Below are 13,057 nucleotides of genomic sequence, written 5' to 3'. Positions count from 1 at the left end.
CCGGATCCATACTCTATTTCAGGAAGTCCGGGCCAGGTTTCCGGCTTTATGAAGGCTGCAATCGTCCTTTTGTCAGGCCTCCTTCTCATCTGCCGCACCTATTGATATCCTTGAAAACATTGAAATTAACAATTTTCAAAATAATTCCCCATGGGCTAAAATTTTAAAATCGGGCAGTAAACACTTTTAAAAATAGAGACGAGGAACGATATAATGAAAAAATTACTCATGATCATTGCGGTCTTTTGGTTTTTCGCGGGTTCGGCACTGGCTTCCGGCTATAATTACGTTTCCCCGGAAAAGGTCAAGACCTGGATTGAGACCCAAAAACTCTTTACTATCGTGGATATTCAGGTTACGGATGAGTTTAAGGCCCATCACCTGCCGAATTCTATTGCCACCTATGCCTATCCCGTAAAGACCGATGGGGAGAAGGCCCAAATTGAGGATGCCATCCGTACATCCATGGAAAAGGATACGCCCATTGTCGTGGTCTGCCCCAGGGGCGGCGGCGGTGCCAAGCGGTGCTACGACTATATGAAGTCCAAAAATGTGCCCGAAGACCGGCTGCTCATCCTTGAGAAGGGAATGGCCGGATGGCCCTATAAAGATCTGGTGGAAACCGGTCAGTAACCCGGCGGATCACGATTGATATGATTCAAGCGGAAATGACGGTGCTGGACATCGTTGCCAAATGGAAGCCCACCCAAAAGGTCTTTAAACGATACGATGCCCGGGCCGGGGAGTGCATCTGCTGCAACATGCTCTTTAATACCCTGGATCAGGTGGCGGAAAAGTACAGCCTTGATCTGAAGAAACTCATGGATGATCTGGAAAAGGCGGCCCGGGAGGCTGGAACGACCCGTAAATCAAATACACGTACAAAATTCAAGTATGATTCTATGAGCTAGGCTTGCGTTTTGCTAATTCTTTAAGGCTTTTTCCTGATCAGTGTTCTTGATTCCAAAGTCCAGGATTGTTTGATCGGCGATCCTATGAAGAAGTGCCCGGTCATGACTGATGGCCAGGATCCCGATGCTGTGGCGGCGGCAATGGGCCAGCAGGGATTTCCATATTCGGGCCTGGGTCAGGGGGTCGAGCATGGCCGTTGCCTCATCCGTGATCAGAAACCGGGTTCCGGGTCCCAGGGCCCGGACAAGGCAGATGCGTGCCAGTTGTCCGCCGGAAAGCTCGCAAGGGTAACGGGAGAGCCAGGTGCCGGATACTTCGAATTTTTCAAGCAGCCCTGCATCGGGCGAAAATCCTTCCCGGATGATTTTACCAGCCCTCCACCGGGGATTGATTGCCAGTTCCGGATGCTGGAAAACCATCTGTACCGGATGATACCCCTGATTTTCCAAAGGCTTGCCGTTCATCAGAACCTGGCCTTTCCCGGGAATCAGAAAGCCCGCGGCGATCCGGCCCAGGGTTGTTTTCCCCTTGCCGCTGGGTCCGCTTAGCCCCACCACCTGTCCCGGGGCCACCCTCAGGCTGAAGTCCTTGAAAATCCAGTTCAGGTCAGAACCGTGACAAAAGGATACATTTTTGATTTCAAACATGGTCCTTGCCTTGTGTAACATTTTGGAATTTCATGGTTTTAGAGATCCGCCACTGCCGAAATAAATTGATTCTGGGGCAGGGCATTGTAAAGGTTTTTCGAATAGGGATGGTTCAGGGCCGCCGGTGTTTTAAACCGGCCGACACCTGCCGTTTCGACACAGCAGCCTTCTTTGAAGATGGAAACGGTGTCGGCTATATCCAATGCTGCTTTCAGGTCATGGGTAATCAATAGGATGGAGCACCCCTGTCGGGAGAGGTCCTTTAAAAGGTCCAGGGAAAGGGCGGTATTCTCGGCATCCAGTCCTGTGGTGGGCTCGTCAGCCAGAATGAGGCGGGGTTCACCGGCTACAGCGGCGGCGCACAGGATCCGGCGGGCCATGCCTCCTGAAATCTGGAATGGATACAAATCCTTGACCCGGCTTTCCAGGTTGTATTGCCTGAACACGGCATCCCTTGCCAGTCCTGCGGCTTTCCGGCTCTTTCCGCTAAGCCGGGCTGCCCGGGCCACCTGCTTTCCAACGGGAATCAGGGGATTTAAAAATCCCAGGTTCTGGGGAATAAAGGCAATCTCCTTTCCCCTGAGCTGCCGGATTCTGGCGGTGGTCAGGGGGGCTCCCCTGTAAAGGATCTCGCCTTTTACCCGGGCATTTTTGGGCAAAAGCCCCAGCAGGGCATGAAGCATCAGGCTTTTTCCGGCGCCGGACTCCCCGACCACGGCCATCAGCTCCCCTTTTCGCAGCTGCAGGTTCAAAGAGCGGACAGGAGAGATTCGTTCAAATGAAAAAAAGCCCCTGGGCCTCTGAAATGAAATACTCAGGTTATGGATCTTCAGCATGGGCTAATCCTGACTGCTTTTGGGTTCTGTCAGCATCCTGAGCCGGTTGCCCATGAGATCAAAGAGCTGGACCATGGCCACCAGGCTGAGGCCCGGGGCCACGGCCAGCCACCAGTGCCCGGTGGACAGGTGGCGCATGGCCTCCGTGAGCAGGATCCCGATCGCAGGGGTATGGGGGGAGAGCCCGAATCCCAGGAAGGTGAGCCCGGCCGCATGCAGGATGGCATGGGGAAAGGTCAAGAGCAGGCCCACCATAAACTGGGGAACAATGGCCGGGAGCATGTGATGGCGGATGATCCACGGCTTTGAACGTCCCAGCCGGGGGCTGATTCGGATATATTCGGCCCAGCGAAGTTGGATAACTTCAGCCCGGATGATCCTGGCCAGACGGGTCCAGTGGGTCAGAGCGATTGATATGATGACGCCTTTTGCCCCTCCCCCGAGGGAAAAAGAGATGAGTATGAGCAGTACAAGGTGGGGGGCGGACATAATCACGTCGATGAGTCCGGTCACGATCCGGTCCATTGTTTTTCCCATGATCCCGGCCGCTATTCCAAGGGTGATCGCAATCACAGAACTGAAAATAGCTGCGCTCATGCCGATGCCAAGGCTGATGCACAGCCCTTTGAGTGTCCGGGTCAGCATGTCCCTGCCCAGCCAGTCCGTGCCAAAGGGGTGGGCCGGACTGGGAGCCAGGTTGCGCATGGACAATTGTGGGTTCAGCCCCTGGTTTCCCATCTGCCATGCCCAGGCAAGTATCCCTGCAACCAGTGCCAGGCAGAACATGAAAATGATCAGGCTGAGCCCCCGCTGTCCAGGCAAGCGTATCGCCAATTTACCGGATCCGAATGGAAAACCCCCGGAGGTCATTACTCCCCCTCCCTGGCCCGGATCCTGGGATCCACTGCAAGGTAGAGCAGGTCTGCCATCATATTGCCGGAAATCACGAACAGGGATGAAAACAAAACAATGCCCAGGAGCAGCGGCACATCTCCGCGGACCCCGGCCTCCACCGTTGCCTGGCCAAGCCCCGGGTATGAAAAGACCTGCTCGGCCAGTACTGCGCCGCCGAATAATTCACCGAAACCGGCAAACTGCAGGGTCAGGGCCGGCAGCAAAGTATGCCGCAGCCCGTGAAAAAAGGTGATCCCAAGCCTGCTTTCGCCCAGGGCCTTGGCATAAAGGGCAAAATCAGAGTGAAAAACCTCTACCATTTTCTCCCGGGTATGCAGGGCAATCTGGGCGATTCCGATGACCGAAAGGGTAAAGGCCGGCAGCATCAGGTGGTGAAGGCGTTCAAGAAAGGAAACCGATTCCGGAGGCATGCCCAGGGGACCGGCACAGCAGACGGGAAACCAGCCAAGGTTCACGGAAAGGACTATTAACAGGATCATGGCGATCCAAAAAGTCGGCGCGGAAGCCAGAGTATAGGCATAGAGGCGGATGGCCCTATCCAGAAGGGAACCCGGGAAAGCCCCGGCCGCAATTCCCATGAAAAATCCCAGTATTCCGGAAAAAGTCCAGGCCAGGGCCATGAGAATGAGCGAGGCGGAAAAGCGTTTGGCAATGACCTGTACAACCGGTTCATTGTAAATCACCGAGGTCCCCATATTTCCGGAGGCCAGGTTCACGGTCCACCGGGCAAAACGTTCGGCAGGCGGCCGGTCCAGACCCCATCGTTGGATGATCCGTTTTTCCTGGGCCGGTGAAATCTGCATCCGGTCATACCCAAGATATGCGGAAACAGGGTCCAAGGGGGCCATGCTGACCAGGGTGAAGGCCAGAGTGCAGACCAATGCCATAATGAAAGCCATCCGCCCCAGTTTTGCCGCAAGATAACGGGTTAGTCTTCCCATTTCCACTCCCGGATATTGGCCGTTACGGGCCACCCAAAGCCGTGGGGTTCCATACGGGAGAGACCGATATCCAGGCCGTCCCGCACAAAATAGACATGGTCCAGGTTGACCAGCCAGGCCCAAGGAGCATCCCCTTTGGGGCCGCATCCTGTTTTTCCGTCCCACTGGGCCTTTTGCCAGTATTCAAGTGAGGCATGAAAATCACTTGCCTGGACAGCCATATCCAGATACCGGTCCACTGCGGCATTGGCGTAAAAACCTGGATTATACAATCCCTGCCCGGCAAGACGGCTGTGGTAAAGGTGGTACATCTCCATGGGATCAAGGCTGCCCCAGCCGTAAAGAATTACATCGGAATGGGTGCGCCGCCGGATCTCATCCATGCTTTTGCCCAGGACATGGGCCCGGAGGCCCAGGGGCTGGATCATACTTGCAACGGCCAAGGCCAGGCCCTGGCGCAGAACACGTTCAGAGGGATAAATAAGATTGAACTCTGCCGGAATCCCGTTTTTTTCGAGGATCCCGTCCCGGTCACTGTCTTTCCAGCCTGCTTGGGCCAGAAGGTCCTGGGCCTCTTTGATCCGGTTGTCTTTAAAGCGGTTATGGGCATTGTCCCAGGGCAGGTTGTCGCAGATAAAATAGGCGGGGCGGCCGAATCCTTCCAAAACTCCGTCCACCAGGGCCTGCCGGCAAACGGCGATATTGATGGCTCGGCGGATAGCCGGGTCAGCCGTGACGATGTTGCCGATCCTGGCCCCGTTGGAATGGGTTTTGCCCGTATCCTTGACCATGGGAAACATCAATCCCCTATTGTCCACGCTTTTGACCCGGTGCCGGTGCATGCCCTTGATGTTCAGTTTTCCCAGGTGGGGCGGCACGACGATCATGTCCAGTTTTCCGGCCCGGGCAGCGGCCAGCATGGTATCGTCGCCGGCATATAGAAAGACCAGACGATTGAAATAAGGTTTTTTCCCATAGTAGAACGGGTTGGTCTCGGCAATCATCTGTTCGCCCTCCATCCAGGACACCATACGAAAAGGACCCGATCCCACAGGGTGGCGGCCGTAATCTCGGCTGTAGGCATGTTCGGGAACGATTCCCAGAGTAATCAGGCGGTTGACAAATGTGGCATCCGGGTTTTTCAGGTGCAGTTCCAGGGCATGGGATGACACGGCCACTGCCTTGTCCAGGTTGGACAAGTCTGCCTTGCCGCCGGACCGGGAGGCTTGGTTAAAGGTGAATGCTGCGTCATTTGCGGTTAAAGGGGTCCCGTCTGAAAATTTCACCCCTTTTTTCAGCGTAATGGTCCACACCCTGCCATCGGCGCTCAGATCACAGGTCTGGGCCAGGTCATTGATAATGTTCAATCCGTTGTCCCGGGACAGAAGCGTTGATTGGAACAGGGGATTGCCGTACCGGCCCCAGCCCATGATCGGATCAAAGCCGTCCATGGGCTCCCCCTGCAAACCCAGGACCAGGGTTTTTTTCCCGGCAAAAGCGGAATCCAGGGGAAAGGCAGCAAAGGCAGCCAGAATAATGAGACCTATTCCCAAAAATATGGGTCTTGTGCACGACATGGGTAGAATCCTCTAACAGGCTGCAGCGGGAAAATAAAAAAGCCACGACAACAGCAGGATAAACATATGCCTTCGTGGCCTGATTATTATGATGAACAATTGTGCCATGGCAGACCCAAGCATTTTATCTTGGTTTGTGCACAGCAGAAGATGAAAGAACCCACGTGCTTTGCGTTGTTCTTACATGCGGAATTCAGTTTCAGTATTGCTTCGTGCAATACGATTTGGAATGACTTCTAAAAAATTGGGCCGGTCTTGTCAAGAAAAAAGCGAATCCATGCCGGAATCCTGGAAATTTTGTCAATCGGCATCATCTGGAAATGTAATTGTTTTACTATCGCTATTCGCGTAATTGTTCTTGACATACATCAACTGCTGTGATCTAAGATTTTTCCACGATAGACATGTAGCCTGAAGGCTGCGTAAGTTTTAAACTATAATTTAGACCAAGAAGGTCAAGATATCCGGTCGTTGGAACCCAGGTTCCACGGCCTTGGGTTTCTTGACCTTTTTTTATCTGTTACCTGTGAACACTAAAAAGAGGTTTTTCAAATGAAAAGAAAGATGAGCTGCAGTTTGTTACCCGCAATTGTCTGTACATTGCTTTTGGTTTTCATAAACGGCGTGTTTGCGAAAACGGTTGAAGAAGAAAGTCAGGATGAAACTGAAAAGGTCCTGACACCCAAACAGGGCGATGTATTCATGCCCCTTGGAGATGTAGTGGTATACGGTGAAAATGAGGCGAAAAAACTCGCCGGTTCCGTTGATATCATAGGTGAGGAGCAGATCGCCGAATCCAATGCGGTCCAAGCTTTGGATTTGCTCAGAAAAGTTCCCGGGGTCACGATAATGAATTATAATTTTGCCGGAGTACCCAACGGGTTTACCCTGCGCGGCTGGTACCTGCCGCACGGCCGGGGGGCAGCCGCCTCTGTGGATGGGATTCCCTGGAACAGCTATATTGTCAATGGGGACGGCTCCATTGATTTGAACATGCTGATGGTGGATGATATCGAAAGTGTCACAGTGACAAAAGGACCTGTTGACAAACGTTACGGCAACTATGCCCGGGCCGGTTCCCTGGATTTTCAGACCCGTAAAAGAGGAGATTTTTTTAAGGTCTCTGCCGGCTTGGGGTCCTACGATACCTATGATTTGTATTCTTCTTTGGGAAAAGAATCTGAGGACGGAAGATTTAATCAGATCTATTCTGTGGAGGGATATACGTCCGACGGATACCGGGACAACAGCGAGCATGAAAGAAAAAATGCCTATGGAAAATGGTACTACCGACCTTCCGAGGGTCTTCAACTGGGGCTTGTGGTTCATGCCTTTGACTCGGAATGGGATTCACCGGGCTACATCTCGCAGCAGACGTGGGATGTCAATCCCAAGGCAGACAATACCAAGGATGATGGCGGATATAAAACCTTCAACGAAGTTCAGGTTCATGTGGACTGGCAGATTACTGACAATATGCCCCTGCAATTTAAGACCTGGGTCCAGGAAGACGACTACAGTCGATTCTGGACTGTGCCTACTGTTCAGTCTCAGCAGGAATACCATTATGAGCAGAGCATGTATGGTGCGCTAATCAACTTGGCTCCCACGTTTAATCTTGGGCCTGTCAATGATTTTCACCTGGATTTTGGGGTGGATTATAAAAGTTATAATACCGAAGACTTTAGGTATAACACTTCCTACAGAACCCGGACAAGTTTGAAATGGCATGACGAATATGAAATGCAGAACCTGGGAACCTATGTGAAAGCCGATTTCAATCCGCTGGAACGGCTGAGGCTTTTCGGCGGCCTGCGTTTCGATACATTTGAAGGGACTCTGAACCACTATCTGACAGGGACCAGTCTGGATATGAGTGATTACGATATCTTCACTTACTCTGCCGGTGGCGTGTACACCCTTTTCGACGGATACAGTGTTTTTGCGGATATGGGAACCTCTTTCCAGCTTCCCCTGGGAGAGGCTGGGTATAATACAGACTCTCCGGAAGAATCAAATATCGATTATTATGAAGCAGGCATCAAACTGCAGCCGACGGACTGGCTTCTTCTCCGCTATGCCTATTTCTACAGTACCAACACCGATGAGATTACCCAGGACGCCACTGGAACCTATTCCCGTGAAGGAGAGACGCTCAGAAGGGGGCATGAAGTTGAAATACGCCTGACACCCCGGGATGATATCGAAATTTTTGCTTCCTATACGGTCCATCAGGAGGCCAGTTATGAAGAAGGAACAAATCAGGGGAACCAGATCCGGTTCGTCCCGGATTATATTTTTACATCGTGGATCAGGTACACGGCCCCGACAAAAACCGATTTCCAGCTTGAATACCGAAAGGTGGGAGATTGGTATCTTACACCGGATAACGCCAATTCAGCCGACGGATTTCATGTGGCAAATCTGAAAATCAGTCAGGAATTTAATAAAAACTGGAAAGTTTTGCTGGCAGTTAACAATATATTTGATGAAAAATATTCAGAGTTTGCGCTGAGCCTTGGCGGAACAAACTACTACGCCGGAAACGCCTCAAGAAATTGTACATTGACCCTGAAGTATGAATTTTAAACCCAAAGCCTTACAAAAACCGGTCAGGCTGATGTTTTTTAAGGCTTAAGGATTTACGGGCCTTGTCCATCTCTTTTGGGTTCTTGAAATATAAGAGGTGGGAATCGCAGGCACAATCGGAGGAACCGAATCCGGGAATCCGCCCGGATGAGGTTCTTCCCAGGCTCAAGGCCCATTCATGTTCCAGTCTGGCCCCGGGTTCAGATACCCAGATCTCTTTAGCGGCCGTATCGAGGTAATCCAGGTGCCAGTGACATCTTTTCTTGGGGAGTATATGATGCCGGATCCGGCTTTTCATGCCGCCCGGGCCAAAAGCGCTCCCTACATAGGCGTAGTATCCTTTTCTAAACTGAACCGGACCGAGTTTCCCGACATCAATGGTTCTGGCCCTGTCAAAGTGGAGAACGATAATATAGGTGCCCTTGCGGGATAGATCTTCCATGGTAGGGATTATCCCGCAATCTGATCTATGGAGTCAAGGATCTGGGAAAATCGCCGGCCTTTAGTGGAATGGGTTTTATAAAACTCAATCGCCTTTTTCAGGATCATGAGGACCTCTTCCCGGGTGTGAATCCCCGGGACTTCCATTCCCAGGCGGGGATGGCGCCCCAGTCTTCCGCCCAGAAGAACCCTGTATCCTTTTTTCTTTTCCATGAGGGTGCCCGTGGGACAGACCCGGATGCATTTGCCGCAGCTCAGGCATGTTTCAGGATCGATCTCCGGCCGGCCTGAGTTTTCATCCAGAAAGACGGCCTGCTCGGGACAGGTTTCCACACAGGCCCGGCACTGACTGCAGGGCTCATCCGAGACCCCCGGAACCGAAGCGCCCAGGATACCCACATCGGCGATCTGGGGCCGGGAACAGGCATTGGGACAGTCGGACAGGACCACCCGGAACTCATGGTGGAACTTGAGCCCGGTCTTTACATGGGCCTTGAGAAAAGAGCGGATATCCGCCTTTTCCAGGAGTTCTTCAATTTCCCCGGCCAAATCCTCGCAGGGGGCGGCACAATTGGGGCATCCGGCCCCGCCGAAGCAGGCGGCAGCCTCAAATCCCCGCACTTCTTTTTCCATTCCCCCCTTGGACAGAAATTTTTTGCGCAAATCCTCCACATCGGAAAGGGATACTGAGGACCGCCCCTTTTGCCCGGCATGGGCCTCTACTTTTTTCCGGACTTTTTTTCGTACGAAAAAAGGGACTTTTTGAATGGCCTGCTCTGCTTCAGGGTCCCATCTCATGAAAGGATTTCCCCCCGGGCGCTGACAACGATCTCATTAAAGGGGATATCCACCCCGGCTTTGGCCAGGGCTTTTTTAACGATCACGGGAAGGGCGGAACAACAGGGCACTTCCATTATGGCCGAGGTAATGCTTTTGATCCCGGAGATTTTAAAAACCTGGGCAAGCTTTTCAATATAGGCTTCAGCATCGTCAAATTTGGGGCATCCGATCATCACGGCTTTCCCTTTCAGAAGATCCCGGTGAAAATTGGGATAGGCCACGGGCACGCAGTCGGCGGCAATGAGCAGGTCAGCATCTTTGAGAAAAGGAGCCCCGGCCGGGACCAGGCTGATCTGTACGGGCCAGTGGCCCAGGGAAGATTCCCCGGAAGGGCCGTTCAGCACCGGTTTATTGGCGGACTGACAATTGCCGGGTCCTTCCGTGGGAAAGGTTTTGAGCGCGGCGGACGGGCATCCGGAGGGCTTTGCCTCTGTTTTGTTCCCGGATTTTTTCTTTAACAGCTCTTCAACGGCCTCCTCGTCAAAATCTTCGGCTTCCCGCTCCACAATGGTCAGGGCATCCTGGGGACAATCCCCGATGCAGGCCCCGAGACCGTCGCAGTACTTGTCCGCAATGACCTTTGCCTTGCCGTCAATGATCTCAATGGCCCCTTCTGCGCAGGCCAGGACACAATTGCCGCATCCGTCGCAGCGCTCTTCATCAATTTCGATTATTTTTCTCAGTACTTTCATGGAAATCTCCTTTATGAAAAAGTCAAAAGGCCAAAGTCAGAAGTCTAAAGCTTTTCAGGATTTTCCAAACCCTTTGACTCAAATGATTGCTTGTGTGCCATATGATCCCGGCGGTTATTCCGGGTCCATCAGGACCTGGCGGGCCATCTGCTTTCCCGATTCCGTCATGAGGATCCGGGAAAGCTTTGCCCTGAATTCGTCGGAAGAGAGCTGGTTTTTCCCCTGGCAATCCGACATATTGGTGATCATGTCTGCATCGTAAATACATTTAAATTCCAGGGACTCATTTTCCCCGGGATGATGGTGATGTCCCACAATATCGCAGACCTGTTCAATGAGTTTCTCCTGGGCCCCCAGGGTCTCCAGGATCTGCCGGGCCACGGGCGGACCTTCCTGCTCCTGGTACTGGGCAGCCGGTGAATTGTACTTTTCTTCTGCATTCTTGATTCCGATATCGTGAAGATAGGCCGCGCAGAGCACCACAGCCAGGTTGGCCTTTTCCCCCCGTCCGATTTTTTCGGCAAAATTGGCCACTTTGGCCGCATGGCCGATGCGTTTGAAATCCGTTTTAAAGTACTTTTTCATCTCCACGGCCACCCGGTCCTTTAGCAGATCGTCCCGCTGGGCAATAAATTCCTCGGGAAGGGTTCCCAGGCACTGCTCGGCAAATTTGCAATATGAGGCACATCCGAAATCCATCCTGGGATTGACGATTTTCTTTTTGCAGTTGGGGCATCTGCGGGTGGCGTCATCCTTGAAAAATTCCATGGCATGGCCGCATTCCGGACACTCGGTTTCAAAGATGGCATCTTCATTCCAGTATTGGGTATCCTGTCCAGGGCATTTCATGGATTCGTCTCCTTGGTTATCTGTTTCGGTTGAAGAGGTCGAGTCGTGAGGCCAAAGGAGCTTGCCTTTTGCCTCACAACTCAACTACCAATTATTTTCCCGCCATAATGGCAGCCACATCCGCATCCGGCTCGGTAATGGGCTTGATGTCAAAGTTCTCCACCAGCACGTTCAGCACTGCAGGAGAGATAAAAGCCGGAACCGTGGGGCCCAGGCGGATTCCCTTTACGCCCAGATGAAGCAGGGCCAGGAGAACGGCCACGGCTTTCTGCTCATACCAGCCGATGTCAAAGGAAAGGGGCAGGTCATTGATGTCCTCCAGGCCGAAAACCTCCTTGAGCTTCAGGGCGATAACGGCCAGGGAGTAGCAGTCATTGCACTGTCCCGCATCCAGAACCCTGGGAATCCCGCCGATGTCGCCCAGATCCAGCTTATTGTACCGGTACTTGGCGCATCCGGCCGTAAGGATGACAGCATCCTGGGGCAGTTTCTCCGCCACTTGTGTGAAATATCCCCGGGATTTCTGACGGCCGTCACAGCCGGCCATAACCACGAACCGCTTGATGGCTCCTGTCTTCACCGCATCCACCACCTTGTCGGCCAGGGCCAGGACCTGGTTTCTGGCAAATCCGCCCACGATCTTACCGGTTTCAATCTCTTCCGGGGCCTTGCAGGCCTTGGCCCGCTCGATCACGGCAGAGAAATCCTTGGCAGAACCATTGACCCGGTCGGGGATATGAACCGTATCGGGGTAGGAGGCCACACCGGTGGTGAAGAACCGGTCCTGGTAGGTGTTGGAACTCTTCATGGGCACAATGCAGTTGGTGGTCATGAGAATGGGTCCGTTAAAGGACTCGAATTCCTTGTTCTGATGCCACCAGGAGGATCCGTAGTTGCCCTTCAGGTGCCCATGTTTTTTAAATGCCGGGTAGTAATTGGCCGGCAGCATTTCACCGTGGGTGTAGACATCGATCCCGGTGCCTTTAGTCTGCTCCATGAGTTCTTCCATGTCTTTGAGATCATGTCCGGAGATCAAAATTCCCGGGTTGGTGCCCACGCCGATATTGACCTCGCTCAGTTCCGGATGGCCGTAAGTGGAGGTATTGGCCTCGTCCAGGGCCGCCATGGTGGTCACGGCCACTTCCCCGGCCTTGAGAACCAGTCCCGTCATTTCGTCAACGGAAAGATCCTGGGTGGTGGATGCCAGCCCCTGAAAGAGAAAATCGTAGATCTCATCCTTTTCAATGCCCAGGACCGCGGCATGGTCGGCATAGGCGGCGATCCCCTTAAGTCCGAGGATGAGAAGCTCCCGCAGGGATCTGACATCTTCGTTTTCCGTGCTCAGAACCCCCACGGTTTCTGCCTTGGCCGTATAGGAACCCGGATCATTGGAATACCAGGTTGCGCATTCGGGCAGGTTTGCATCGGCTTTATCCTTCACGCGTTCAAAAAGCTCTTTTTTAACCGTCTGGGCCTGGCTGATCCAGCGGGTCAGATCTTCATTGTTGAAATTGACATTGGTGATGGTGGTGAACAGGGCCTTGGTCACAAAGGAACCGACTTCCCTGGGGATGACCGCTCCTTTTGCCTTGGCGTTGTCGGCGATCACCGAAATCCCCTTAAGGTTATAGATCAGAAGATCCTGAAGAAGGGCCGTGTTATTTTCCTTGCCGCACATTCCCTTGATTGTACATCCCTGGTTTTTCGCTGCTTCCTGACATTGAAAACAAAACATGATTCTCTCCTTATCTTGCGGTTGATGGATCTGTTTTTTTGTCCTGGGAAGCAGTTTACAGAATAATGACATGCAAAACCTTG

At 52.7% G+C, this 13,057-nt stretch carries 13 protein-coding genes; 3 read left to right on the top strand and 10 right to left on the bottom strand.

Going from position 1 to position 13,057, the window contains the following annotated elements; translation table 11 throughout:
* The first annotated feature begins 213 nt into the window (after window positions 1-213).
* Both F608_RS0128995 and F608_RS33835 read left to right on the top strand, forming a co-directional pair.
* Entirely contained in the window at window positions 214-633 is a 420-nt protein-coding gene (locus F608_RS0128995; protein ID WP_022669259.1) for a rhodanese-like domain-containing protein, read from the top strand.
* Between the two features lie 20 nt (window positions 634-653).
* Complete coding sequence (locus tag F608_RS33835) at window positions 654-911, top strand: hypothetical protein (protein ID WP_022669258.1); 258 nt, start codon at window positions 654-656, stop codon at window positions 909-911.
* Between the two features lie 12 nt (window positions 912-923).
* Here F608_RS33835 and F608_RS0128985 read toward each other — a convergent pair whose 3' ends face one another.
* The 5 genes from F608_RS0128985 to F608_RS0128965 are packed head-to-tail and all read right to left on the bottom strand — an operon-like array spanning window position 924 to window position 5,828.
* Window positions 924-1,559 carry an ABC transporter ATP-binding protein gene (locus tag F608_RS0128985; protein WP_022669257.1) on the bottom strand — a complete coding sequence of 212 codons (636 nt, stop codon included), beginning with the start codon at window positions 1,557-1,559 and terminating at the stop codon, window positions 924-926.
* Between the two features lie 38 nt (window positions 1,560-1,597).
* On the bottom strand, window positions 1,598-2,395 hold the full coding sequence (locus tag F608_RS33830) for an ATP-binding cassette domain-containing protein (RefSeq protein ID WP_022669256.1): 798 nt from the start codon (window positions 2,393-2,395) through the stop codon (window positions 1,598-1,600).
* A 3-nt stretch (window positions 2,396-2,398) separates the two neighbouring features.
* Window positions 2,399-3,217 (bottom strand): ABC transporter permease, encoded by an 819-nt coding sequence (locus F608_RS0128975; RefSeq protein WP_208599558.1) that lies wholly within the window; start codon window positions 3,215-3,217, stop codon window positions 2,399-2,401.
* Between the two features lie 47 nt (window positions 3,218-3,264).
* On the bottom strand, window positions 3,265-4,251 hold the full coding sequence (locus F608_RS0128970; protein ID WP_022669254.1) for an ABC transporter permease: 987 nt from the start codon (window positions 4,249-4,251) through the stop codon (window positions 3,265-3,267).
* Entirely contained in the window at window positions 4,239-5,828 is a 1,590-nt protein-coding gene (locus F608_RS0128965) for an ABC transporter substrate-binding protein (RefSeq protein WP_022669253.1), read from the bottom strand. Before F608_RS0128965 ends, F608_RS0128970 begins: the two co-directional genes overlap by 13 nt.
* Window positions 5,829-6,404: 576 nt before the next feature.
* Between F608_RS0128965 and F608_RS0128955 the strand changes: the two genes are divergently transcribed.
* Window positions 6,405-8,417: a TonB-dependent receptor gene (locus F608_RS0128955; RefSeq protein WP_161626906.1), complete on the top strand. Its 2,013-nt coding sequence runs from the start codon at window positions 6,405-6,407 to the stop codon at window positions 8,415-8,417.
* Between the two features lie 10 nt (window positions 8,418-8,427).
* Here the strand turns inward: F608_RS0128955 and F608_RS33825 are convergent, their stop codons facing one another.
* The 5 genes from F608_RS33825 to hcp form a co-directional block, all read right to left on the bottom strand.
* Window positions 8,428-8,859: a GIY-YIG nuclease family protein gene (locus tag F608_RS33825; RefSeq protein WP_022669250.1), complete on the bottom strand. Its 432-nt coding sequence runs from the start codon at window positions 8,857-8,859 to the stop codon at window positions 8,428-8,430.
* 8 nt (window positions 8,860-8,867) lie between these two features.
* Window positions 8,868-9,656 carry a 4Fe-4S dicluster domain-containing protein gene (locus F608_RS0128945; protein ID WP_022669249.1) on the bottom strand — a complete coding sequence of 263 codons (789 nt, stop codon included), beginning with the start codon at window positions 9,654-9,656 and terminating at the stop codon, window positions 8,868-8,870.
* Window positions 9,653-10,390: an ATP-binding protein gene (locus F608_RS0128940; protein WP_022669248.1), complete on the bottom strand. Its 738-nt coding sequence runs from the start codon at window positions 10,388-10,390 to the stop codon at window positions 9,653-9,655. The genes F608_RS0128945 and F608_RS0128940 overlap by 4 nt, the downstream gene beginning before the upstream one ends.
* Before the next feature lie 114 nt (window positions 10,391-10,504).
* Window positions 10,505-11,239, bottom strand: coding sequence for an HD domain-containing protein (locus F608_RS0128935; protein ID WP_022669247.1), 735 nt, complete (start codon window positions 11,237-11,239; stop codon window positions 10,505-10,507).
* Window positions 11,240-11,330: 91 nt separating this feature from the next.
* Window positions 11,331-12,974: a hydroxylamine reductase gene (hcp, locus tag F608_RS0128930; protein WP_022669246.1), complete on the bottom strand. Its 1,644-nt coding sequence runs from the start codon at window positions 12,972-12,974 to the stop codon at window positions 11,331-11,333.
* Window positions 12,975-13,057 lie beyond the last annotated feature (83 nt).

This window comes from Desulfospira joergensenii DSM 10085 (assembly GCF_000420085.1).
GTDB classification, from domain to species: domain Bacteria; phylum Desulfobacterota; class Desulfobacteria; order Desulfobacterales; family Desulfobacteraceae; genus Desulfospira; species Desulfospira joergensenii.
The sequence above is the reverse complement of the archived record's forward strand: the minus strand, read 5'-3'. Positions and strand labels throughout refer to the sequence as shown.

What these genes read in the sequence shown, in the direction of transcription:
- F608_RS0128995 (WP_022669259.1), top strand. Translation starts at nt 214, where the DNA reads ATGAAAAAATTACTCATGATCATTGCGGTCTTTTGGTTTTTCGCGGGT.
- F608_RS33835 (WP_022669258.1), top strand. Translation starts at nt 654, where the DNA reads ATGATTCAAGCGGAAATGACGGTGCTGGACATCGTTGCCAAATGGAAG.
- F608_RS0128985 (WP_022669257.1), bottom strand. Translation starts at nt 1,559, where the DNA reads ATGTTTGAAATCAAAAATGTATCCTTTTGTCACGGTTCTGACCTGAAC.
- F608_RS33830 (WP_022669256.1), bottom strand. Translation starts at nt 2,395, where the DNA reads ATGCTGAAGATCCATAACCTGAGTATTTCATTTCAGAGGCCCAGGGGC.
- F608_RS0128970 (WP_022669254.1), bottom strand. Translation starts at nt 4,251, where the DNA reads ATGGGAAGACTAACCCGTTATCTTGCGGCAAAACTGGGGCGGATGGCT.
- F608_RS0128965 (WP_022669253.1), bottom strand. Translation starts at nt 5,828, where the DNA reads ATGTCGTGCACAAGACCCATATTTTTGGGAATAGGTCTCATTATTCTG.
- F608_RS33825 (WP_022669250.1), bottom strand. Translation starts at nt 8,859, where the DNA reads ATGGAAGATCTATCCCGCAAGGGCACCTATATTATCGTTCTCCACTTT.
- F608_RS0128945 (WP_022669249.1), bottom strand. Translation starts at nt 9,656, where the DNA reads ATGAGATGGGACCCTGAAGCAGAGCAGGCCATTCAAAAAGTCCCTTTT.
- F608_RS0128940 (WP_022669248.1), bottom strand. Translation starts at nt 10,390, where the DNA reads ATGAAAGTACTGAGAAAAATAATCGAAATTGATGAAGAGCGCTGCGAC.
- F608_RS0128935 (WP_022669247.1), bottom strand. Translation starts at nt 11,239, where the DNA reads ATGAAATGCCCTGGACAGGATACCCAATACTGGAATGAAGATGCCATC.
- hcp (WP_022669246.1), bottom strand. Translation starts at nt 12,974, where the DNA reads ATGTTTTGTTTTCAATGTCAGGAAGCAGCGAAAAACCAGGGATGTACA.